The following is a 24,152-nucleotide window of genomic DNA, read 5'->3' as shown; positions in this document are numbered from 1 at the left end:
AGCGCCGCCCCTTTTTTTCGCGGCTAACCTCTAAAACCCCTTAGCGGGAGTTAGCGTTATTTGCATTGGCGTTCGCGTTATTACCCTGAATCGTACGGGTACCTGCAGTAGCGGACGCAGCCGGTGCCGGAGTAGCCGAAGCGGTAGAATGCTGCTGGTTCTGGTTACCGGTGGTAGCGTTCTGGTTACCGGTCGAGGCGGCAGGCTGAGTAGCCTGCTGAGTGGCCTGACGCTGCTGGTTACCGGTGGTAGCGTTCTGGTTACCGGTCGACGCTGCCGGCTGAGTAGCCGCAGCAGTCGGGGCAGTCGTCTGAGTCGGGGTAGCAGCCACGCGAATCGTCACGGTGCTGTTCTGCGGCACCAGGGTACCGGCCGCAGAGCTCTGCGAAAGCACGGTACCGGCGGGACGCTCGGTCGTCTGAACCGTCTCAATGTTGGTGTTCAGCAGAACATCCTGAGCGGTCAGAGCGGCAATCGCCTGATCCTTGGTCAGACCCACCAGCGAGGGGACCTTCACCTTACCCGAGGACAGGACAATGTTCACGGTGCTACCGGCCTCAACCGTCTGAACACCCTTATCGTCCGTCGAACTCTTCTCGGGGGACAGCTCAACCACCATACCGGCAGGCACCGAAGCGCTCTCCACGGTGGAGACACGGCCGTCCACCAGACCCAGGTCCTTCAGCGCGTTACGCACGTACGCCTCGCTCTGGCCCTGCAGGTTATCGGGCAGCTTAATCTTCTCCGGGCCGCTTGAGACGGTCACGGTCACGGTCGAGCCCTTATTAACCATAGAACCGACACCCGGCTCGACGCTGATCACGTCGCCCTTCTTGATGTTGTCGGAGTAGCCCTGACGGTACTCCACCACGAAGCCTCGGTTACGCAGCTGGTTATCGGCATCATCGCGGGAAACGTTCACCACGGCCGGAACCTGAACCTGCGGAACCTCGTTCAGCTTGTTCTGGTAATACAGCACCGAGCCGACGCTAAATGCCAGTAGCGCGGCGATGAGAATACCAACCAGGAAGCGCGTCCACGCACGCTTACGGGGCGAACCCTCATCGTATTCGACGTACTCCTCATCCTCGTACGGTTCCTCTTCATCCTCGTAGTCGAAGAATCCGTTGAGACCGCCGTCCTCCACCGAAGCCTCGGTAATCGAGGTGGTGTACGGGGCGTAATCTTCGCCCAGAGACGCGGTGGTTGCCGACGGCACGAACGCGGTCGTCATGGCGGCGTCCTGAGCCACGGTTTCCTCGCCGGGACGAATCACGGAGACCAGTGCCTGCTCGAACTCGGCAGCGCTCTGATAGCGGTCGTCCGGGTTCTTAGCCAGACCCTTCAGAATGACCGCATCCAGACCTGCCGGAACCTCGAGCGGGGTGAACTTGCTCGGGGGCTCAGGGGTGTCGGAGAGGTGCTTAGCAGCCAAATCCACATTCGACTCGGCATCGAAGGGGGAACGGCCGGCAATCATCTCGTAAATCACGCAGGCGGCCGAGTACAGGTCGCTACGGGCGTCGACCTCCTTGCCGCTGACCTGCTCGGGGGACATGTAGCGTGCGCTACCCATCACCACGTTCGCCTTGGTCAGCGCCTCGCCGGCCTCCTCAATCGCGCGAGAAATGCCGAAGTCCATGACCTTAATCTGGCCCGGCTGACCCTTCGCGATATCCTCGCTGGTGCGGTCCAGCACCATGATGTTCGCCGGCTTAATATCGCGGTGAATGATGCCCATCGAGTGGCTGTACTGGAGCGCGCCCAGCAACTGCTCGGCGTAGCCCAGCGCATCGCTCACCGGCAGGTGACCGCCACGCGACAGGATGGTGCGCAGGGTGTGACCCTCCACGTACTCCATCACGATATAGGGGATGAGCGTAGACTCGCCCGCGGCCTCATCCACGCCGTAGCTCTGGGAAGGATCGAACGAACCGGTGTCATACACCGCAACAATCGCAGGATTATTCAGAGACGCGACGGCCTCCGCCTCCCGCTTGAAACGGGCACGGAAGGTCTCATCCTGGGCCTGCTCCGGACGCAGAATCTTAAGAGCCACCTTGCGGCCGAGGCGGGTGTCCTCGGCAGCGTAAACGGTCGCCATCGCACCGGTACCGATTACCTCGAGTACCTTGTAACGGTTATCAACCGTGTCGGGAACCGACAGGTCCATAAGTTCTCCTGGATCAATAAGACAAAAACTAAATCAAAACGTAGGGGCTAACGCGCCGTGGCGGAAGCCGACGCAGACGGTGCAGCGGAAGCGCTGGCACTCGATCCCCTACCCGAATTGGAAGAGGCCACATACATGTCTACATTACTACCAACCGTCACCTTAGTGCCAGATGAAGGTGTAGTACGAAGAACCGTGCCGGGGGCCGCGGTATCCGAATTCTCGTAGTGAAGAGAAACATTCACGCCGAGCGCTGCGACGGCCTTCGAAGCCTCGTCCACGTTCTTACCCTCAAGGTTCGACGGGAGAGTCACCGACTTCGGACCGGTCGAATAGCGCACGGTGACGCTATTGCCCTGCTCCAAAGTACCCGTCGGAGAAACCGAAATCACCGTGTTCTCCGGTTGAGTGGACTCCACACCCTCCGTCTTGGGGGAAAGGCCGAGGTTCTTCAACTCGTTCACCGCATCCTGCAGCTCACGACCCTCGTAGTTCACCGCGTTCACGGTCACCTTCTTCTTGGAAGAGGTCGTGGCAGCGGCCTCGCTCGTCTCCACCGTCGACACCTTACCGGTGTTCGTCGGTTCCGAAGAGGCCGAAGCGCTCGCCGAAGACTCCGGGGACGTGCCGCCTCCACCGTTATTGGTGAAGAACACGGTCCAGATGCCGCCCAGAATCAGCAGGATTGCCAGCAGCATCGCGACCCACATCCACACGTTCGGGCCGCGCTTCGTCGAGGAACGGGGCGCCGCGGCAGAACGCTCCGCACTCGTGCGCACCGTCTGGGCGCTCGTGCGAGGAATCGGCGCTGTCGTCGGTTCCGGCGAGAAACGCCCGCCCGAACCGAAACGCGGTGCGGCGGAGGCGCTAATCGGCTCAGCCGCAACGTTCATAGCGTCCATGGCCACGGTTGCATCGTCGGCATTCTCCTCGGCCAGGAACTGGGCAAGGGAGGGCACAGCCTTCACCGCTGCCTTCAGGTCGCGGCGGCGAATCGCATCCACCGCAGAAGCCAGAGCGGTCGCATCCTTAGGACGCTGAGCCGGGTCCTTCGCCAGCAGGCACATAATCAGCGCGCGTGCCGCGGCCGGAATGCTCTCCGGAAGCGGCGGCGGCGGATCGTTCACCTGAGCCAGCGCAATCGCAATCTGCGACTCACCGGTGAACGGGCGTCGTCCCACCAGGCACTCGTAACCGATGATGCCCAGAGAATACATATCAGAAGAAGCGGTCGCAGCCTGGCCGGTAGCCTGCTCGGGAGCCAGGTACTGGGCGGTACCCATCACCTGACCGGTCGCAGTCAACGGCACCTGGTTTGCCAAGCGCGCGATACCGAAATCGGTCACCTTCACGCGGTCGTCCGGGGTGATAATCAGGTTACCGGGCTTCACATCGCGGTGCACCAGGCCCTGCGAGTGAGCGGCAGCCAGCGCACGAGCGGTCTGCGCGATAAAGTTCAGGACGCGGTCCGGCGGCAGGGTACCCTCGCGCTCGATGATACTCGACAGGGGGCTACCCGGCACAAGCTCCATCACCAGGTACGCGGAGTTATCCTCCTCGCCGTAGTCGAACACGTTCGCCACGCCGGGGTGGTTCAGCAGCGCCGTATTGCGAGCCTCCGCGCGGAAACGCTCCAGGAAGCCGGGGTCGCCGGTGTACTCTTCCTTCAGGATCTTGACCGCAACGATGCGACCAAGCACCTTATCGCGAGCCTTCCACACCTCACCCATACCGCCAATTGCGATACGCTCGGTCAGGGTGTAGCGCCCGCCCAGGGTAATATCAGCCGCAGGCCTCACTTGTTCAACACCGCCTCAAAAAGTTGCTTACTTGTACCGGTTGCCAATTGTGCGCCGGTCGCCACGTCAATATCCTCGTACACCACCGCGATGGCAATCTGAGGGTCATCGGCCGGAGCGAAACCGGTGAACCAAGAATTATTCAAACCCGCCGTCGTCTCTGCGGTACCGGTCTTACCCGCCACCTTCACGCCCGCGACACCGGCATTACGTGCAATACCATTATCAACCGAATTCACCATCCACTGCTTCACCTGGTTGGCCACCTCGGGGGAGGTGGAGGTGCGGAGCTTCTCAGCCGAGAACTCCTGCAGGGTGCTCAGGTTGCTGGTCTTCACCAAACGAATCAGGTTCGGCTTCATCTGCACACCGCCGTTCGCAATCGCCGCGGAGGTCATCGCCACCTGCAGGGGCGTGGTCTTCACGTTGTACTGGCCGACGGCCGACTGAGCCAGCTGGCTCTGCGTCATATTCGAAGGGAACGAAGACTTCGACACGGTCAGCGGAATCTTCAAATCCTGACCGTACCCGAAGTTCTCGGCGGTCTTAGCGATACGCTCCTGACCCAGGTCCATCGCAATCTGCGCGAACGGGGTGTTACAGGACTGCGCCAACGCCCACTCAATCGTTGCCTGAGTTCGGGTGGAACACTGGCCGCCCGTGTAGTTCGGCAGGCTGATGTTCGTGCCCGGCAGAGGCAACTGCGCGGGGTTCGCGATAACCGACTCGGCGTTGTACTTACCCGACTCGAGGGCCGCGACCGCGTCAATAATCTTGAAGGTCGAACCCGGCGAGTACGTATTACCGGCAATCGCTCGGTTGAAGAGGGGCTGATCCTCATCTGCCGTTAGCGCCTGGTAGTTCGCAATCACGGAAGAACCCGAGTGGGAGGACAGCAGGTTCGGATCGTAGGAGGGGGATGAAGCCATCGCCAGAATCTCGCCGGTCTTCGGGTTCAGCGCCACGACGGCACCCTTACGGCCCTGCAGAGCGTTGTAGGCGATGTCCTGAAGCTTCGAGTTGATGGTCAGCTCCACGCTGGCACCCTGAGCGGAGGAACCGCTGAAGAGCTGCGCCACGCGATCGTAGAACTGGCTATCGCTCGTGCCGGCGAGCTCCTTATCCATGGCGGCTTCCAGGCCGGTCGCGCCGTAGATGGTGGAGAAGTAGCCGGTCAGAGCCGCGTACTTGAGCGGGTGGTTGTACACGCGCTGGTAGTTGTACTCATCATCGGACTTCACCGAGGAAGCAATCTCCGTGCCGTCCACCACGATGGAACCACGCGCCGAACCGTAGTTGTCGTACAGTGCTCGGCTATTCCACGGGTTAGCCATCAGGGTCTTCGAATCGAAGAACTGAATATAGCTGAGGGTACCCATCAGCAGGACAAACACGCACGCGGCTGACATCCACATGCGGCGAATCGCCCTATCCATTCTTCTCACCTCCAGAATCCTTTGCCGTGATACGGGCCAGGACGCTCGTCGCGCCCTCGGGCTCGTAGCTGGTATCCATATGGTCGATACCCTGCGATGCATCGTAACCGGCCACCAGGTGCGGAGCACGGGCACTATGCGAAATCGACAGCCACAGCGCCACAATAATCCAGTTGGCCACCAGCGACGAACCGCCCGCCGACATAAACGGAGTCGTCAGACCCGTCAGCGGAATCAGACGGGTCACGCCGCCAATCACCACGAACAGCTGCAGCACCATGACCGTGGACAGGCCCGCCGCCAGCAACTTACCGAAGCCGTCGCGGGTGCCCAGAGCCGCGCGGTAGCCGCGCGAAACCAGCAACATGAACATCATCAGGATGGCGCCCAGACCAATCAGGCCCAGCTCCTCACCCAGCGAAGAGATGATCATGTCGGAGTTTGCGTACGGGACGAGGTTCGCGCGGCCCTGACCCCAGCCGCGACCAAACAGGCCGCCGTACGCCAGGCCGAATACGCCCTGTAGAATCTGGCCCGAACCACCCGGCGAAGCCTGGTAAATATCCGGGTCAAAGGCGTGAACCCACGCGTAGATGCGGGCGTGCACGTGCGAAACGTAGTTGTACGCGAAGTACCCACCCACAGCGATACCGATACCGGCCACGACCAGCCACGACAGGCGGCCCGTCGCCAGGTACAGCATCGCCATGAACAGGCCGAAGAACATGATGGCCGAACCCAGGTCCTTCTGGAATACCAGAACACCCAGGCTCACGAGCCAGGCCAGGAACACCGGTGCAAGGTCGCGCAGTCGCGGCAGGTTTACCGGACCGATGCGGCGGCCCGCCACCAGAATCAGGTCGCGGTGCGTTGCCAGGTAACCGGCGAAGAAAATCGCCAGCGTAATCTTCGCGACCTCGCCGGGCTGGAAGGTGCGGTTGCCGATGTGAATCCAGATGCGCGCACCGTTCAACTCCATGCCCAGGCCGGGAATCAGCGGCATGATGAGCAGAATCATCGACAGCACCAGGGAGGTGTACGTGACCTTGCGCAGCACGCGGTGGTCGCGCAACACGAACACGATGACCGCGCACAGCACCATGGACACGCCCGTCCACATGAGCTGGCCGTCGCCCACCGGCGCGGCAATCTGCGGGTCCAGACGGTAAATCATCGTCAAACCGATACCGTTCAGAGCCACCACCAGCGGCAGGATGAACGGGTCGGCGTAGCGGGCACGGAACTGCAGGACCAGGTGAATCAGGAGCGAACCGGCGCCCAGCACGATGGTGCAGGGAAGCCACTGGCTCTTCGCAGTGTCCAGGGCGTGCTCCGGGTCAATCAGGTACATGCTGAAAGAGCTAATACCCACGGCCACGACCAGCAATAGTAGCTCCGTGAAGCGACGCGCGCGCGGCGCATCGGAATCGCGTCGGAACGACAGCTTAGCCATGGTTCTCACCGCCCTCCGTGCTCGGGGATTCGGTCGGGGTTTCAGCCCCTGATTCCGCGGGCTCGGGAGCCAACGATGCGGTCGCCGTCGGATCGGGAGTCGGCGAAGCGGAGGCGGACGCCGCCTGCTCCGCCTTGATGCGGTTCTGCTCGGCCTGGGTCTTCAGGCGCGACACAATCTGGTGCGCCTCGTTCAGGTCCTTCGCGGTAATCGAATTACGCAGCAGGGTGCGGGTGTGGTCGGAGAGCTGCGAGGTCGAAATATCGGTATTCTCCACCACGTGCGAGAGGCGAATCGGGCCCAGCGCATGCGGAATACCGTTGTACACCGCCACCGTGCCGTCGCTCTCGCCCACGTAGTAGCTACGCTCCACGTAGCGCAGGCCGGTCCACGCCGCCAGGGTCAGCAGAGCCGCCACCAGCAGGAAGATGAAGAGACGCACCGACCAGGAACGGCGGGAGGTGCGTTCGGCCGGCTCCTCCGCGATGAGCTCCTCCAGCTCGGCGGGCAGGGGCGCTTCATCCACCGTTAGCGGCATGCGCTGAGCCACCGTGGCGCGGTGCTCCAGGGTACGGGAGGTCACCGCCGGAATCATGCCGGTCTCGGTCGCCACCGCGGCGGCACCGACCAGCTGATGCGGACGCGAACCCAGCTCGCCACGCAGAATCGCGGCGTTGGTGAGGGCCGCATCCACGGCGTTGTCGTAGGTTCCGATGTGGTGGCGCACCGCATCGGAACCGCTGTGCAGCAGGGTTCCGGCAAAGTCGCGGGCACGGCGGAAACGACGCACGTTGTGGTGAGCGGACTCTTGCTCCAGCGCGGCGAGGGTTGCCTCCGCGGCCTCGGCGGTTGCGGCAATCTCGGGGAGCTTCTGCGTATTCACGCTGACTTCCTGCTCCGCCGCAATCGAGTCGGGCAGCGCGGAATCGGGTAGCGCGGAGGGGCCCACCGGCTCGTCCACCGGCAGTTCCTCGCGGTCGATGACCTGCAGGGCCACGACGGTCACGTTATCGGGCGCGCCGCGCTCCAGGGTCATGGAGATGAGCGTGTCGGCAACCTCCGCGAGGTCGTCGTGCGAACGCATCACCTGCTCAATTTCGGGTACGGAAACCACGGCGTCCAGGCCGTCCGAGGACAGCACCCAGCGCTCGCCCACGACGGCGTCCAGGGTCTTGAGCTCCAGCTCGGGGGAGGCGTCAACGTCACCGAGCACGCGCATAATCACGTTCTTATGCGGGTGGTGTTCGGCCTCCTCCGGGGTAATGCGGCCCTCGTTCAGCAGGCGCTGCACGAAGGTGTGGTCGGTCGAAATCTGCTCGAACTCACCGTCGGCACCCGGGCGCAGGCGGTATGCACGCGAGTCACCGATGTGGGCAAACTCGATGCAATCGCCGTCAATCAGCAACGCGGTGCAGGTGGTGCCCATACCGGCAAGCTGCGGGTCGTTTGCGGCCAGCTCGTTAATAATCAGGTTGGCGCTCTGAATCTCGTCGGCCAGGTAAACGCCGCCGGTGCCGTTCTCAAAGTCGGGGTGGTCCAGCGGGGTCAGGTTCAGCACCGTGGTCGCGGAGGCGACATCGCCGCCCACGTGGCCGCCCATGCCATCGGCGACGACCGCAAGGTAGCGGCCGCCGTAACCGGAATCGTCGTTCTTGGAACGTTTGAGGCCCGTATCGGAGCGCGCCTCAAGACGGAAAGCAATCTTCATCGGCTACCCCCTCAGTTGCATGGTGGTGCCGCCCACGCGGAATTCATCACCGGGCTCAATCGGGGTAGCGCGAGTCAGCCGCTCACCGTTGACGTACGTGCCGTTGGTCGAGTTCAGGTCCTCCAGGAACCAGCGGGAACCCTGGGGGAACAGGCGGGCGTGACGGCCCGAAGCGTAATCGTCCTGCAGGGACACCTCAATATCGTTGGCGCGACCAATCGTGATGGGGTGGTCGCCCAGCTGCATCATGGCGCCGGCCTGCGCGCCCTCGGTAATAATCAACTGCGAGGGGCGCGAGGGCGGGGGCGTGATGTGGGTGGCCTCGGCGGAAGCCTCCACAGGCACTGCGCGGTAGTTCTTACCCAGACCCAGGTCGCGGCGTGCAGCGGAGACCACCAGGAACACGAAGAACCAGATGAGCGCCAGGAACGCGTAGCGAAGAATAGTGACTGTTAGTTCGGACGCCATTAACGGGCACCTCCGGTAGAACTATGGAAGATGATGCGGGTATTGCCCATGCGAAGGAGCGAACCGTTGGTCAGCACCACGGGAGAGCGAAGCGGAGCACCGTTGACGAGGGTGCCGTTCGTGGACCCCAGGTCGGTGGCGACGACTGCGCCGTTATGCGCCGACAGCTGCACGTGACGACGGGAGACACCCTTATCGTCCAGGAGCAGGTCAGACTCCGAACCGCGGCCCAGCGTGAAGGGCAGGTGGCTAATCGGGTGCATGCGCCCGTTGATCTCCAGGAAAAGACGGGGAGCCGCCGCGGCGGGAGCGGCCGGGGACGCCGGGGCACCGTGGGCGCCCTGCGGGGCGTGCCCACCCTGGCCGCTACGCGGGATGCGCGAGAGACGAGAGTTCGGCTGCGCCACCGGCTGCTGCGGCTGAACCGGCTGCGCGGGCTGAGGCTGGGCGGTGGGTTTTGTGATGCGCGTGGGCAGCGAAGACTCCCGGGGCGGGCGCACCGGCGCGTAGTTAGCGGCGCCGCGCAGGGTGGGGGAGGCGGGCGCATCCGGAACCGAGAACGGCTCGAAGGTGGCCACCACCTCGAATTCACCCTCGGCCAGGGAATCGAGAACGTTGAAGGTCACGCGCACCGCGCCGATGAGGGTGTATCCCTGGGCGCGAGCGTGAGAGATGGCCAGGTCGCACAGCTCCACGGCGAACGGGTTGCCCCACTCGCGCACGCGCGGAAAATCGACCGGCGCGAAGCGGAGCGTGTAAATATTCGGGGCCATGGTGCGGCCGCTGCCGTCCACGTAAGACTCGTCGTCCATCATGATGCGGACGCGGTTGGCGACATCTGCCTTCTCAAAGGTGCCGAAGCCCTTAGAAAAGCCGACGGTGCGGCCGATGCCCTGTTCCAGCTTTCCTAGCTTGTCGAAAAACTTCATGCCGCCTCCTTCTCAACGACCAATCCGAGCAACTACTGCGCTCGCGGTATACCTCAAAGGGTTCAGTTTAACGAGCGTGCCTGTGCGTTAGCTGTGTGTTCTGTGCGTGAACACACCCGGTTCCATTTTAGGGGATGCACGGGTGAATCGGCCCGGAATCCCGCGTATCGTCTGGGGATTGGGCCGTTAATGCATGAAAAAATCCCCGGTTCTTTCGAACCGGGGATCGTTGGTGCGCGAGGGGGGAGTTGAACCCCCACGCCCTCACGGGCACACGGACCTGAACCGTGCGCGTCTGCCTATTCCGCCACTCGCGCAAGTGTCTTACGGTGTATCACCGCAGGCAACACATAGAACTATACGGGGTGCGTGATGCACTGTCCAATTGAAATGGTGTGACCTTCGTTACCTTAATGGTTGGGGTGGGGGTGTTAGACCCGGACTACTCGGCCCGAGCCGCAACCTCACCGGCTTCCCCAAGTGGAGCCCCGTCCCGCTTCGCCGCCTCCAGCTCCCGCTGTGCGGCCTCCGCGCGCTCGGTACGAACCCGCAAAATCCAAACCAGGGGGCCAAGATACGGCAGGAACAGCACCAGCAGAAGCCACTTAAGCTTCTGCACCTCGGAAAAGTACGGGCTACGGTGCACCGTCAGCAGACCCCACAGGGCCAGGCCGATACCCAGCAGGAAAACCGCGGTCACCACGATATCCACTACGGGCTTCCAGTCCATTACTTCTCCTCACAATGCCTCAATAGCGCCCCGCCTACGCGCGGCGCACCTCCACCAGAATACCGGTGCACGCGACGCCCACCGGCCGAATCGCACCGTTGGGCCCCCGAATAGCGTGAGGGCCCGCCCCCACATTCGGCGGGAAAGGGCCCTCACACAGCTCTCAGTCGACGGCTCACGCTCGGTGAACCGCGTCAGCTAGCCTAGCGACCGGCCTTCGCAGCCTTCTTGGCAGCCTTCAGCTTGCGACGCTCGGCCGTCTTCGCATCGTACTCGGCCCAGAACTCGCGGGTCGTCACTACGTCCGTGCCATCCCAAGCCGCAAGGTTCTTAATCTCCGGAAGGTCCGAAGCCCTGAAGATCGGCTCCAGGCCGGCCTTACGCTGCGCCTCGTAATTCTTCAGCACCGCAACAACCTTCGGCGTCATCAGCAGCACCGCCGTCAAGTTCACAATCACCATGCCAGCGTTCAGCATATCCGCGGTCGTCCACACCAGATCCAGCGAAGAAATCGCGCCGAAGAACACGAACACCAGAACCAGCACGCGGAAAATCGTCAGGACCACCTTGTTCCCGGTCACGAAGCGCATGTTCGACTCGCCGTAGTAGTAGTTACCAATCACAGTCGAGAACGCAAACATGAAAATCGCGATAGTCAGGAAGTGAACCGCCCAATCGCCCAGCTGCATAGCCAGCGCCGACTGAGTCAGCGAAGCACCACGCGACTTATCACCGTAGGCCGGGTTTGACAGCAGCACGATAAACGCGGTCACGGTGCAGGCCATCATCGTGTCAAAGTAAACACCCAGGGTCTGCACGTAGCCCTGCTTAGCTGGGTGAGAAATAGTAGCGGTAGCGCCAGCGTTCGGGGCGGTACCCATACCGGCCTCGTTGGTCAGCAGACCGCGCTTCATACCCCAAATCACGGCACCCATGGTACCGCCGGTCACGAACTCCTTAATGCCGAACGCGCCCTGGAAAATCATCAGCAGCATGTTCGGGATCTCGGTGATGTTCAGCAGAACCACCAGCAGACCCAGCAGTAGGTACAGCACCGCCATAATCGGAACCAGCCACTCGGTCACCGAAGAAATCGCGCGAATACCACCGAAAATAATGGCCGCGGTCAGCAGCACCATGACGGCGCCCACGACCATGCGGAAGCCCATGGAGTTCGTACCCGACACGTCGATGCCCAGGGAGTTCGAGGTCGCATCCACCACGGCGTTAGTCTGCACAGCAACGAACACGAACGCATAGGTAATCACGATGAACGCCACGAAGATGTAACCCATCCAGCGAGCGTTCAGACCGCGCTTCATGTAGTACGCCGGACCACCGATGTAGGAATCCTTACCGCGCTCCTTGTACAGCTGACCCAGCAGAGACTCCGCGAAGGCAGAAGCCGCGCCCACGGCCGCGATAACCCACATCCAGAACACAGCGCCGGGACCGCCCATAGCGATAGCCAGGGCCACACCCGCCACGGTACCGGTACCCACGCGGGATGCGGCAGAGACCGTAAACGCACGGAACGAAGAGATGCTCTTCTTACCGTCAGCCTCACGAGCAACCGGGTCACCCAGAACACGGACCATTTCCTTAATGGAACGCCACTGCACGCCGCGAGTACGAATCGTAATGTACAGACCAGCCGCAATCAGGGCGTAGTAGAGGAAGTTGCTCCACATCCAGTTCTGCACAGCATACACGGAAGAAGTCAGTCCCGAGGTCTGCTCATTTATGTCCCCGATGATGTTCAGAAGAAAATCCACTCGGTACTCCAATCTAGAAAGCGCGAAAGCCCACACGTTCACACCGAAGGGTGGGTTACGAGGGGCTTCTCTGCTGGTGATGCGGCTTTAGATCCGCGGCGCGCGGTCAAAATGCGCACGATTAGTCATCTCATTGTGGAGTTCGTGGGCTTCGTTCGGCAACTTAAAAGTGGGGCAGAGCTCAAATTGTAACGAATACTTAATATAGGGTCGGGTTAAACATTCACGCCCCGGCGGGCCGCGAAGAGGCGGTGCCGGGGCGAGAAGGCGCGATGCTGTGCCCTATCCTTGCCCTCTAATCTTGGCGGGACTTCACGAGCGCCGGGGTTTCACGAACGGGAACGAAAGCACGCCGCGAATCTGCGTCTGGGCCAGTAGCATCACGAGGCGATCAACGCCCAGACCCAGGCCGCCGGTCGGGGGCATACCCGTCTCCAGGGCGTACAGGAAGTCCTCATCCACCTCCATTGCCTCCGGGTCACCCGCGGCGGCCTTCAGTGACTGCTCCGTCAGACGCTCACGCTGCACGAGGGCATCCGTCAGTTCCGAGTAGGCGCACCCCATCTCCATGCCGTTAATGACCAGGTCCCAGCGCTCCGCCAGGCCCGGTACACTGCGATGCGGAGCCGCAAGCGGGCTCGTTTCCGCCGGGAAATCCGTGTAGAACGTCGGCTCCACGGTGACGGCCTCCACCAACTCGCCGTACAGCTCCTCGATGATGGCGCCCGGCCCCATGCCCTCGTGGACGCGCACCCCGTGATGCTGCGCGAGGGCCAGGAGCTCCTCGAAATCTGTCTGCAGGTCGACGCGGCGGCCCAGCGCCTCCGAAAGGGCATCGCACACCGAAACCACGCGCCAGGGGCCCGAAACATCTGTCAGCACACGCTCCAACGAGGACTTGGGGCCAAGGGGCAGCTGAACCGTGCCGAACACGGCCCGCGCGGCGTCCTTGATGAGCCGCTCGGTCAGCTGGCGCATCTGCACGTAATCGGCGTGGGGGCGGTACGCCTCCAGCACCGTGAATTCGGGGTTGTGGGTTGCGTCCGCACCCTCGTTGCGGAAGTCTCGGCCCAACTCGTACACCGGGCCGCTACCGCCAACCACCAGGCGCTTGAGGTACAGCTCGGGGGCGATGCGTAGCGTCAGATCCTCGCCGTAGGCGTTGATGTAGGTACGGAAGGGGCGTGCGCTCGCCCCGCCGTGCACCGTGTGCAGGATGGGGGTCTCGACCTCGAGGAAGCCCTCGGCGTCCAGACGCGCGCGCAGTGCCTTGATAACCGCCGTGCGTAGGCGCAGGTTGTGCATCTGATCGGGATTCACGATCAGATCGGTCGAGCGTCGGCGCAGGCGGGCCTCGGGGTCGGTGAAGGAATCGAAGGGGATGGGGTGCAGGCTCTTAGCGGCCATACGCCAGCCGGAGGCGATGAGCGAGGGGGTGCCCGTGCGGCTCGTGCCGTAGGTGCCGGTGGTTTCGATGAGGTCACCGGTATCGAGAGCTCGGGAGGCGAGGCTCAAAAGCTTCTCACCAACGAGCTCACGCTCTAGGATGACCTGCAGGGTCTTGCCAGCCTCAAAGAGCGTCACAAAGAGGACTCCACCGTGGTCACGCAGAGCGCGAACGCGACCCGAAACAGTATATTCTTTTTCAGGAATATTTTGGTGGGAGAATATATCGAGGGCCTCGGGCACGCTGAGCACCATAACAGAGCCATCCCAACCGTGGGTTTCGGCGACATCCTCACCCTCGATGGGGTACGGGTTCATGCCAGCATCGCGTAGCTCCTGCAGGTGGCGCAGACGGTGCTGCGTCTGCTGGCTACGGGGCACCTGCGGGTGCTCCTCGGCGCGCACCTGCTGCATCTCGCGCAGAAGAACCAACTCACCCTCGCTCAACGTGCGATGCTCCTCCCGCGAGCGACGGGCGGACAGATCCGGCAGGAAGCCCTCCGCCACGCCCGCCGCAACCGCAACGTTCACAAGCGCCAGCGTCGGCTCGCAAGCAAGGTAGCGGGGTACCCAACGCGGGGAGAACTTCAGGTTGAAGCGATACAGGCGACGCAGCTGTAAGAAACGGTCCAGCACGCCCAGGGAACGGGAAGCGAAACGATTCCACGCCGAGGCACCCACCCGGTCGGCCGCGGCGAAAATCTGCCCAAACATCGCGAAATTCAGGGACACCCTGCGCACGCCGAGTGAAGCGGCCTGCTCCATGAGGGAGGCCACGATGAACTCCACCACCCCGTTGGGGGCCTCGGGGGAGCGGCGCATGACATCCAGAGAGAGCCCTGTGGGTCCCCAGGGCACGAAGGACAGTAGGGCCACCATGCGGCCCTCCCCGTCGTGGGCCGATACCAGAACCGTGGACTGATCCGCCGGATCATTGACGCGGTTCAGGGCCATGGAGAAGCCGCGCTCCACGCGACCGTGCCGCCACGCCTCGATATTGTGCTGGATCTGCCGCTTCTGGTCCTCGTCAAGCTCGGAGTAGCGGCGAATCTGCACGCCGTACCCGCCGCGTCGCACACGCTGAACGGCCTGACGCACCGCGAGCATCGAGGTGTCGTTGAGGGTGAATCGGTCGGTCTCGAGCACCGCCTCCTCGCCCATCTGAAGCACGCTCAGGCCCGCGCGACTATAGGCGCGTGCACCGGCCTCGCTGACGCTCAGGGCCGCTGGAACCCAACCGTAGCTGCGGGCCTGCAGCATCCAACGTTCGATGACGTCCTGCCAGGCGTGCGGATCGCCCACGGGGTCGCTGGAAGCCAGGCACACCGAACCCACAGTGCGGTAAGTGATGGCCGCCCTGCGGTTGGAGGAGAAGATAACCTGCTTATCGCGACGGGTCGCAAAGTACGAGAGGGAGTCGTTTGCGCCGTAGTACTGTAGCAGGGCGCGAATCTGTAGCTCCTTCTCGCCGTCCCACTCATCGGGGGCGCGGTACCCGCGGGCCAACTGGTAAAGAGCCAGCACGAGGAAGAGACCATCGCCGACGGAGGCGATAAAGCCCACGACATCGGCGGACCACAGTCCCGGATGCATACGCTCGATGCCCAGCCCGTGCAGCAGCAACTCCCACGCTGAGACGTGGCGCAGCTCGGGCCACCAACCCACCTTGCAGAGGTACCACAGGGCAAGGGTCGTAAGGGCAATACCGCCCACCGCGGTCGCCAGGGCCCCGGCCCAGGAGAGGCGCCCCACGCGCGCGGGGAATGCCGAACGAATCGTTACGAGGAAGGGAACCAGCAGCGTGGCGCACAGAATCGAGAGCGTGTCGATGCTCGAGGAGAAGAGCCGGTCCTTGGGCATGATGCCGGCGGGAAAAAAGAGAGTGAAAGCGCTGTGCGAGGCCAGGAGAGCGCCGAAAATCTGGAAGGCAATGACGACGTATAGGGCGGCGCGCTTACGAGCGATAAGCCCGGAAACCACCACAATCAGGGTGATGGCGCTGGGCAGAGTGTGCGTGGACGGGATGTTGAACAGGTCGGCAATGACCTCCCACCAGGTAAACCCGCGGCCGTGGCGTAGCGGCGAGAGAATCCACGCGAACGAGGTGAGAATCGCGGCAAACGAGTACACCCCGATCACCCAGCGTGCCGAAATTTCCGCGTACCGGGAGGGGACGGCGAGTTTCTGCCGCCTCCTGCCGGTTGAGCGGTGGCGAGCATGCCCATCCGCTACGTATTCCGCGCGTTCAGCGGGGTTGTCCGTCGTGCGACGGTCCCCGCAGGGAGCGTGGTTTTCGGTGGTTTCGATGCGGTGAGACATGGTTATCTTCGGCTGGGAATCGGGGTGTAGCGGGTGAGCGTTTTAGGCCTTCGGCTCGGTCTTCGGGTCACGGTAGGTTCCCTCGAAGACGTCGGGGATGCCGTTGTCGTCAGCGTCCACGCTTTCCTTCTCAGCCAGGGCACGGTAGTGCTTGTTACGGCGAGACAGGATAGCCGCACCCACAACAGCAGCCAGAACAGAGCCGACGAGAATCGCAATCTTGGCGTCCTCGGTGTGCGGAGAGCCGTGCGGGAAGGACAGCTCAGCGACCAGCAGAGACACGGTGAAACCGATACCACCGGTTGCAGCCAGACCGATCACGTCAATCCAGGCGACGTCCGGGTCGAGGTTAGCGTTCTTGAAACGGGTCACGAGCCAGGTAGTACCGAAAATACCGATGGTCTTACCTGCAACCAGCGCAACCATAATGCCGACCGCCACAGAGTCGGTGAGGGCGCGTCCGAGGCCTTCAAAGCCGCCTACAGCCACACCCGCGCTGAAGAACGCGAAGATGGGCACGCAGATGCCGGTAGAGAGGGGGCGGAAGCGGTGCTCCAGCACCTCTGCCAGGCCGTGTTCAGCGTGCGCTGCCTCGGAGCGTGCGGACATCTTCACGGGCACCAGGAAGCCGAGAACCACGCCGGAAATGGTGGCGTGAATACCGGATTCGAGGAAGAGCGCCCAGGTGATGACGCCCAGGGGGAATAGAAGAATCCATGCGGCGAGCGGCTTCAGGTGCAGCATGGTCTCACCGCGGTAGGCGATGAACGCGAAAAGGGCGAGGGGAATCAGCGCGAAGAGCAGGTACTCGCCGTGGAAGTTATTGGTGTAGAAAATCGCGATAATGCAGATTGCGATGAGGTCGTCGACAACAGCCAGGGTCAGCAGGAAGACGCGCATCGCCGAGGGGAGGAAAGTACCCACGGCGGCGAGAACAGACACCGCGAACGCAATATCGGTTGCGGTGGGGATAGCCCAGCCGTGCAGAGCGCTGGGGCTACCGAAGTTAATCGCCGCGTAAATAATTGCGGGGGTGATGACGCCACCGAAAGCAGCCGCAATCGGCACAATTGCGGTGGAGGGCGACTTGAGGTCACCAATCACGAATTCCTTCTTCAGCTCCAGGCCGGTGAGGAAGAAGAAAACGACGAGCAGGCCGTCCGCCGCCCAGGTGCCGATGCTCATCTGCAGGTGGTTGAAGCCGGGGATAGCCGGGCCGACCACGGTGTCTCGCACGTCAAAGTAGAAGGTGGAGGCGGGGGTGTTGGCGAGTACTACTGCCAGCACCGTTGCGATGAGTAGGACGGTACCGCCGACGGATTCTGCGCGCAGAATGTCGGCTACGCGGAGTGAGTTGCTATATGAGCCGCGGCTGAGGGTATCTGGGTTGGTGTGAGTCATTCTCTCCTCTTTCTGCCGCGATATTATGCGGCATCTAAGGCTTTTAAGTTTACTCTGCACTGTATGAGTATTCGAGTATCCGCTGGCGGCTTTTAGCTCCTGGACGGTGCACTGTGGTGAGTTTTCAGGTGTTAAATGCATAAACGTTCCGCCCTCGCCGCGGTATGCGGTGAGGGCGGAACGTTAAAGATTCTGCAGGTATTCTGCGGGCTCGACTAGGGGCCTAGCCGCACGAATACGAGATTATGCGCCTGCGATTGCGGGTGCGCCGGACTCCTGACCGTGGTCGTCGCCCAGCTCGCGTGCAACGTAGTTCTCCAGGTCGAAGAGGTTGCCGTTTGCGCGCTTTACAACGGTTACGAGGGTCTCCATGGTTGCAACTTCCTCAACCTGTTCCTTCAGGAACCAGAGGATGAACTGCTCGCCCAGTGCGTAGTTCTCGGCGCGTGCTGCGGAGAACAGTGCCTCGATCTGGCCGGTGACAACCTTCTCCTGTGCCAGGGACATGTCAACGATTTCCTGGACGTTCTCGAAGTCGTTCTTGACGGCGGGAACAGCGGGGATCTCGACCTTGTGGCCGCGGTCCAGCTTGTACTGAACCATCATGAGTGCGTGCTCGCGCTCCTCGAGGGACTGGCGGTAGAAGAACTTAGCCAGCTGGGGCAGGTCCTCACCGTCGAGCCAGATAGCCATGGACAGGTACTGGTGGGATGCTGCGAACTCGTGGCCGATCTGCTCATTCAGAAGGTCGTAGAAAGACTTGGACATATGGTTTCTCCTTATATGGTGGTTGCTTTTAGGCGCCGGGATGGCGCGGTGCAACCTGTTGGTATTTATCGTACGGGGTACTGTGGGGCGTGTACAGAGAGAAAAGGCTAATCGGTGGGGCAGATGAGGTATCCCTGACATATTGTCACCACAACCCTTAGTGTGGATGCCCCGAATACTTTCTTTGGATTGAGTGGTATTGGGTGTGTTTCCTTGAGATTTCGCGGTTTAAAGCGGCATTAGACACCCCAACATCCCGCGTATATGCATGATGCCCCGGCGTCCGACAGCCGGTCATCCGACATTTCAAAGCGGTACGTGATACCGCAAAAATTTTTTTAAAATTCTTCGCATGTATCGATGCTCGGGGCAACTTTAAGCGGTTTTAAGGTTCGCGCGTACCGCAGCGCTCGCGACTGCAAGAGCCTATTTAAGAAATCTATTAAAGAGATAAGGCACGTTCCCAGTGGGGAATGTGCCTTATCTCTGGTTCTCTCAACTCTCGCCCGGGGCGAATCTTACCCGAAGGCGGAGGAGGTTATTGTGTGGGGTAGTCCCCACGCTGCAGTGCATCAATCGAGATGACATTCGAGGGGGTGTTGCCCAGGACTGCCTCGCCAATCTCCGCAAGCTGCTTGACCTGCTGGGGTGTGAGGCGGTCAAAAATTTGGTGGCGCACCTCAGCGACGTGGCCGGGGGCTACTTCCTGAACCTTCTTCTGGCCGGCCGGCAGGAGGTGACAGATGCTGACGCGGCGATCTTCCGCGCTGAGGGAGCGGCGCACGTATCCGTCCTTCTCGAGGCGGGCCACCACGCGGGAGAGGCGCGCGGGGAGAGTATTTGTGGTGATGGCCAGTTCGGTCATGGTCAGAGAGAGGTCGCCTGACTCGGAAAGCATTGCGAGCACCATGTACTCGACGAAGCTAATGCCGGCCTCGCTCTGAAGCTGGTTCTCGAGGCGGCGGGTGAGGTTAAAGATGATGGAGCTGATAAAGAGCCAGCCCTCACGTTCTTCGGCAGAGAGCCAGCGCGGAGACTCAAGGCTTGCAGTGCCGTCCGGTTGCTGTGGTGTGGTCGGTGTGGACACGGAATCGGTTCCTCTTTTATCGGATGTGAATTTTATCGAATAGGAACTCTCCGAGGGAGAGATGTGGTGTGGTTGGCACCCATTGTAGCGAAGCAACAACCGCTCAAGGTTGAAATTGGTACGGTCAAGTAATGCTTGACACTTTGGTGCTAATTTTTAGGAGGGTGCTAGGGTTGTCGATTTATGAGCATCAAGTGCAAAAACAGCAATCTGCCTAGTGACCCAAGACACTTATAAAAAGATTTCCACCGCAAGTATAAACGAGAATGACTCAAAAATCATCTTTGGCCCACCGGGAAACTTCCGCGAAATATCAAGGATTTTAGGGGTATTGATGAAAATTCTGGAGAGTGCAAAGAACTTGCCCCGGGTGAAAAATAACAAAACGATAACAAATTTTTTAAAAAACCCCCGGTTTTAGGTTTGCAGACGTTATGAAACCGTGTACACTGGTTACATAACGGGGTCGAAGGAAGCCTCCGAGGCGAGACCGGAAGCTCGCTTCGATAGGTTCGACTCTCTATTTATCGGTGATTGTCGTCGGTGTACGAGTAACTCGTATTTCTACCGACGGATGTGCGGTGCGGATGCAGTTCGTGGTTGGGCTGCATTCCGTACCGTATCTTTTTAATTGCGTTTCTCTATCACTCACTCAAGAGCATTCCGCGGCGGGATGCTCTTTTCTTTTGCCCTTTTACGCCCCGACGTCGGCGTTGACGGAAATTTGGCACTCTGGTGCGGCTCCTCGGGGTAGTTTGGTTCCCTGGCGTTCCGGGGGTACGTCTCCCCAATCTTTTCTCCCCCGTTCTTGTCGGAAAAGAGGTTATCCACAGGAGTTTTCCACAGTGTGGAGAACTTACATGCGTGTGATTCTTGCTCCCTGCGCAGGGGGACCGATGTGCCTTAAAAATTCTGGGCGGCTGGAAAATTCTTGTAATTACAGGCTTCTGCGCTCGTTAAAACCGAGGGGGAATTCTTAAACCGAAAGGTTTCTCGCCTTTAAATCCGCGGATGTAGATTTTCTCCACAGTTGTGGATAACCCTGTGCACTTAATCCACCGCCTCCGGCGCAAGGAGGCGCGTAAGATCGCTCGACGGCCCCGCTGGCACTCAATATTTTGGCTAGTAGAAGGAAAAACGCCTCGAATGAGAGCGAAAATTCTGCAGTTTATCCCCCGCGCATCCCCAAAATAGGATGTTATCCACAGGAGTTTTCCACAGTGTGGAGAACTTACAGCACTGTTATTCACATGAGCGCATACCCCGATATTTCAAGGCAGAATAGGGTTCCGAACCTGAAAATCCTGTTGATACATAGGATTATCCACAGATGTGGGGAAAAGTCTTTGCCTAAAATCCACAGGCTCGAGCGAGGTTTTACATAAATGTGACGCTCCCCAACTCATGAAAAGTAAAGTAAACGCTACGCTGGTAATCTTTAATACGAGCCAAGCATTCTATTGAAAGGCATCATCATGGCTGAAAAGTACACTCTCCCCGAGCTCCCCTACGACTACGCGGCGCTCGAGCCCCACATCTCCGCAAAGATCATGGAACTGCACCACGACAAGCACCACGCAGCATACGTTGCAGGCGCTAACGCAGCTCTCGAGCAGCTTGAAGAGGCACGCGAGAACAGCGCATACGGCAACGTCTCCAAGCTCTCCAAGGACCTGGCGTTCAACCTGGGTGGCCACACCAACCACTCCATCTTCTGGAACAACCTGTCCCCCGAGGGTGGCGACAAGCCCACCGGCGAGCTGGCAGCAGCAATCGACGAGTTCTTCGGCTCCTTCGACAAGTTCCGCGAGCACTTCACCAGCGTTGCACTGAGCATCCAGGGCTCCGGCTGGGCAATCCTCGCGTGGGACACCGTCGGCAAGCGCCTCATTATCGAGCAGCTCTACGATCAGCAGGGCAACATCTCCGTTGCACTGATCCCCGTTCTGCAGCTGGATATGTGGGAGCACGCATTCTACCTGGACTACCAGAACGTCAAGGGCGACTACGTCAAGGCATTCTGGAACATTGTGAACTGGGCAGATGTTCAGGCTCGCTTCGAGCGCGCAGTGTCCCAGACCAAGGGTCTGGTCCTCTAATCTAAGGTTTTCGCCGACGCGGTGACGTAGCCGCGGCGGAATAACCGAAACGGGTGCCCGGCGCCTCCTGAAGTGGAGGTGCCGGGCACCCGTTTGTTGTATGGTGCGGCTATCAGCCCCGTGAGATTCGGTGCGGAACCCTAGAGCGCCAGCGTGCGGTCAATGCGGATGCGGCGGCAGAAATCCTCATCGTGGCTCACCACGATGAGCGCGCCGGTGTATGCTTCGAGCGCCTGCACCAGCCAGTCCACCGAGGAAATATCGAGGTTATTCGTCGGCTCATCCAGCATGAGTAGCTGCGGCACCGGATCTGCCAGAAGCACCTGCGCCACCGCGGCACGGAAACGCTCACCACCGGAGAGCTCACCGGTCTTGTGGTGCACGCTCTCTCGGCGGAAGAGCAGGCGCGCCAGTTGGTCACGCAGATGCTGTTCGCTCACGCCGGGATTAGCCCGCTGCACACTCTGCAGGAGGGTCAGCTGCGGGTCGAGGGTGATGCGCTGAGGAATGTACGCCCCCTCGAGGCAATAGTCGACGCGGTAGGCGGGCTGCACGGGGGAGCGGTACTCCGGGTCTTGTGCGTGGGCAATTGCCTCAAGGAGGGTGGTCTTGCCGCTGCCATTCGCGCCGGTGATGCGCAGATGCTCGGGGCCGCTGAGAATCAGGTGTTCTGGGTACTCCGCAGGGGTTCCCTGATTGCACTCGCTATCAGTCTCAGTGGGTGAAAAATGCAGAGAATCAACCTTAGTGGGTTGCTGAACAGTAAATGTTTCACGTGAAACCCGAGAATCAACACGGTGAGAATCAACCCTGTGTAGCTCCAGCACCTTGCGACCTGCGGGTAGGGGCTGCTGGCTCAGCTCGGCATAGATTTTCTCCTGCACGCGCACCTCATCCTGGGCGTTCTGGTATTCCTCCTGAGCCTGCTCCTGCTTGCCGATGCGCAGAACTCGAAGCTTTGCCGCCGCCTGACGCGAGGCGTCCTTGGTGAGGGCAAGAATCGTATCCGGCTGGTCGTCTTTCCACACCTGCGCCATGTTCTTCGAGATAATCTCCTGTGCATGCACCCACTCGCGATGCGCCGAACGCACCCGGTTTTTCGCCTCGCTCACGCGACGCTGAGCTGCCTGCTGTTCGGTCTCCAGCGCCTGGCGGTAGGTGCTGTAGTTACCTTCAAAGAGACGCAGATGCGCCAGCCCCTGGCGGTCGGCGTGAAGCTCGGCAATCACGTTTACACGCTCCAGCAGGTCGCGGTCGTGGCTGATAATGAGCGCCGGGCAGGGTAGCGCCTCCAGAGCGGTGAAGAGCTGAGCCTTCGCTGAGGAGTCCAGGTTGTTCGTCGGCTCATCCAGCAGAATGAACTCGGGGTCAGAAATCATCAGCGAGGCAAGCGCGGCAATGACCGCCTCGCCACCGGAGAAGCTGCTCATGTTGCGGGCAAAGAGCGCCCGAACAGCCTCCGGGTTATCACGATCAACCACGGTCGCCGGGGTGAAACCGTAGGTCGCCAGAGCCGCGAGGGTGCGCTCTTCAACGTCCCAGCTATCGCCGATGGTCTCGTAGAGTTTGGGGGAGTACTCGCCGGATTCCACCGACTGCAGTGCTCGCAGAATCTCGGAGATTCCGCAGAGCTCGGCGAGGGTTTGATTCCGATTCAGACCCATATCCTGAGGTAGATACGCCATGTGTTCCGGTGCCGCCAAAGAACCGGAACTCGGGGCCAAATCACCCAAAATCAACCGCATAAGGGTTGTTTTTCCGCAACCATTGTCACCAATGAGTCCGGTCAGAGGTGCCGAAAATACCGCCGAAAGGTCCGCAAAAAGCGGAGGCTGGCTCGGGTGCGCAAAGTGCAGATGAGCGATACTAATGTGCGCCGCTGCATGGGAAGTGGCGTGCGAGCGGGCATCGCGGGAAGAAGCGGAACGGGGAAAGGTCGCCTGCGGCTGAAGTACGTGTGTCATACGAGCTCCTTGAGGTATGGATGCTCGGGTGCTCTCAAACTCCGACGGTGGTGCGTTGCAGTAGTGTGCCGGCGGTTTGGGTGCCTATGCTGAGCGCGTGGCGGTAAGAGGATCGCCCCAAAAAGGGTGCGAAAAAACCCGAGCGTAACGGTGGATGTACCTGTGCCCGGGTGCGTGCGCGCTGATTGGAACACGTAGGAAACGTGTCCGTAGAGCTGCTACGTGAGCGCACGAAAAATTCTTCTGAGTCCGGGCTTATGCTCGGTGGGTCATTTCTTTGATGCCTCCTAGATTCCGAAGGGCACCCCGGTCGCGCCTTGGGTGGCTTCGGTCAAACGATACGTTCAGATCCGCCAGCTACCCCCACGGTGGGGTAGCGCGGATAGAGAGCTGATGGCTCAAGCATAGAAACTATGTGGGTGCTGAGTCAAACACCCTCCCATGTAGGAGAAGATTCAGCGTGCTGATTCCCCGAATGGTTCCTTCCCGAGAGTTTTTGTTGAAAGGTTGAGTGTGCGGTCAATGCGGATGCGGCGGCAGAAGTCCTCATCATGGCTCACCACAATGAGTGCGCCGGTGTATGCTTCGAGCGCCTGC

The 24,152-nt window shown here is 60.8% G+C and carries 15 protein-coding genes and 1 tRNA gene; 1 reads left to right on the top strand and 15 read right to left on the bottom strand.

The features are described from left to right. Positions 1 to 40: 40 nt before the first annotated feature. From pknB to HMPREF2944_RS01540, 14 genes are all read right to left on the bottom strand, one after another. Complete coding sequence (gene pknB / locus HMPREF2944_RS01605) at positions 41 to 2,173, bottom strand: Stk1 family PASTA domain-containing Ser/Thr kinase (RefSeq protein ID WP_070679835.1); 2,133 nt, start codon at positions 2,171 to 2,173, stop codon at positions 41 to 43. Positions 2,174 to 2,220: 47 nt separating this feature from the next. After that, positions 2,221 to 3,972 (bottom strand): protein kinase domain-containing protein, encoded by a 1,752-nt coding sequence (locus tag HMPREF2944_RS01600; RefSeq protein ID WP_070679831.1) that lies wholly within the window; start codon positions 3,970 to 3,972, stop codon positions 2,221 to 2,223. Then, positions 3,969 to 5,408, bottom strand: a complete 1,440-nt coding sequence (locus HMPREF2944_RS01595) for a peptidoglycan D,D-transpeptidase FtsI family protein (protein WP_070679828.1) — start codon at positions 5,406 to 5,408, stop codon at positions 3,969 to 3,971. The genes HMPREF2944_RS01600 and HMPREF2944_RS01595 overlap by 4 nt, the downstream gene beginning before the upstream one ends. Continuing rightward, positions 5,401 to 6,861 (bottom strand): FtsW/RodA/SpoVE family cell cycle protein, encoded by a 1,461-nt coding sequence (locus HMPREF2944_RS01590; protein WP_070679825.1) that lies wholly within the window; start codon positions 6,859 to 6,861, stop codon positions 5,401 to 5,403. The genes HMPREF2944_RS01595 and HMPREF2944_RS01590 overlap by 8 nt, the downstream gene beginning before the upstream one ends. Continuing rightward, positions 6,854 to 8,569, bottom strand: a complete 1,716-nt coding sequence (locus HMPREF2944_RS01585; RefSeq protein WP_049345831.1) for a PP2C family protein-serine/threonine phosphatase — start codon at positions 8,567 to 8,569, stop codon at positions 6,854 to 6,856. The genes HMPREF2944_RS01590 and HMPREF2944_RS01585 overlap by 8 nt, the downstream gene beginning before the upstream one ends. Before the next feature lie 3 nt (positions 8,570 to 8,572). Further along, positions 8,573 to 9,037, bottom strand: a complete 465-nt coding sequence (locus HMPREF2944_RS01580) for an FHA domain-containing protein FhaB/FipA (RefSeq protein ID WP_049333748.1) — start codon at positions 9,035 to 9,037, stop codon at positions 8,573 to 8,575. Then, on the bottom strand, positions 9,037 to 9,966 hold the full coding sequence (locus HMPREF2944_RS01575) for an FhaA domain-containing protein (RefSeq protein WP_070679823.1): 930 nt from the start codon (positions 9,964 to 9,966) through the stop codon (positions 9,037 to 9,039). Before HMPREF2944_RS01575 ends, HMPREF2944_RS01580 begins: the two co-directional genes overlap by 1 nt. Positions 9,967 to 10,196: 230 nt before the next feature. Next, a tRNA-Leu gene (locus HMPREF2944_RS01570) sits at positions 10,197 to 10,283 on the bottom strand. Between the two features lie 125 nt (positions 10,284 to 10,408). Continuing rightward, positions 10,409 to 10,696 (bottom strand): PLDc N-terminal domain-containing protein, encoded by a 288-nt coding sequence (locus HMPREF2944_RS01565; RefSeq protein ID WP_049333752.1) that lies wholly within the window; start codon positions 10,694 to 10,696, stop codon positions 10,409 to 10,411. 203 nt (positions 10,697 to 10,899) lie between these two features. Further along, positions 10,900 to 12,471: an alanine/glycine:cation symporter family protein gene (locus tag HMPREF2944_RS01560; protein WP_070679820.1), complete on the bottom strand. Its 1,572-nt coding sequence runs from the start codon at positions 12,469 to 12,471 to the stop codon at positions 10,900 to 10,902. 312 nt (positions 12,472 to 12,783) lie between these two features. Continuing rightward, complete coding sequence (gene lysX, locus HMPREF2944_RS01555) at positions 12,784 to 16,236, bottom strand: bifunctional lysylphosphatidylglycerol synthetase/lysine--tRNA ligase LysX (RefSeq protein WP_083313044.1); 3,453 nt, start codon at positions 16,234 to 16,236, stop codon at positions 12,784 to 12,786. 42 nt (positions 16,237 to 16,278) lie between these two features. Further along, complete coding sequence (gene nhaA / locus HMPREF2944_RS01550) at positions 16,279 to 17,637, bottom strand: Na+/H+ antiporter NhaA (protein WP_070679815.1); 1,359 nt, start codon at positions 17,635 to 17,637, stop codon at positions 16,279 to 16,281. A gap of 243 nt (positions 17,638 to 17,880) precedes the next feature. Then, positions 17,881 to 18,405 carry a ferritin gene (locus HMPREF2944_RS01545; RefSeq protein WP_049333759.1) on the bottom strand — a complete coding sequence of 175 codons (525 nt, stop codon included), beginning with the start codon at positions 18,403 to 18,405 and terminating at the stop codon, positions 17,881 to 17,883. A 538-nt stretch (positions 18,406 to 18,943) separates the two neighbouring features. Beyond that, entirely contained in the window at positions 18,944 to 19,492 is a 549-nt protein-coding gene (locus HMPREF2944_RS01540; protein ID WP_070679812.1) for a MarR family winged helix-turn-helix transcriptional regulator, read from the bottom strand. A 1,475-nt stretch (positions 19,493 to 20,967) separates the two neighbouring features. Here HMPREF2944_RS01540 and HMPREF2944_RS01535 point away from each other — a divergent pair. After that, positions 20,968 to 21,591, top strand: coding sequence for a superoxide dismutase (locus tag HMPREF2944_RS01535; protein ID WP_070679808.1), 624 nt, complete (start codon positions 20,968 to 20,970; stop codon positions 21,589 to 21,591). 140 nt (positions 21,592 to 21,731) lie between these two features. Here the strand turns inward: HMPREF2944_RS01535 and HMPREF2944_RS01530 are convergent, their stop codons facing one another. Then, on the bottom strand, positions 21,732 to 23,555 hold the full coding sequence (locus HMPREF2944_RS01530) for an ATP-binding cassette domain-containing protein (RefSeq protein ID WP_070679805.1): 1,824 nt from the start codon (positions 23,553 to 23,555) through the stop codon (positions 21,732 to 21,734). Between the last annotated feature and the right edge of the window lie 597 nt (positions 23,556 to 24,152).

It is taken from the genome of Rothia sp. HMSC072E10 (assembly GCF_001813965.1).
Classification (GTDB): Bacteria; Actinomycetota; Actinomycetes; order Actinomycetales; family Micrococcaceae; genus Rothia; species Rothia mucilaginosa_A.
Note: the sequence above shows the minus strand (reverse complement) of the source record. Positions and strands in the feature narration are given on the sequence as shown.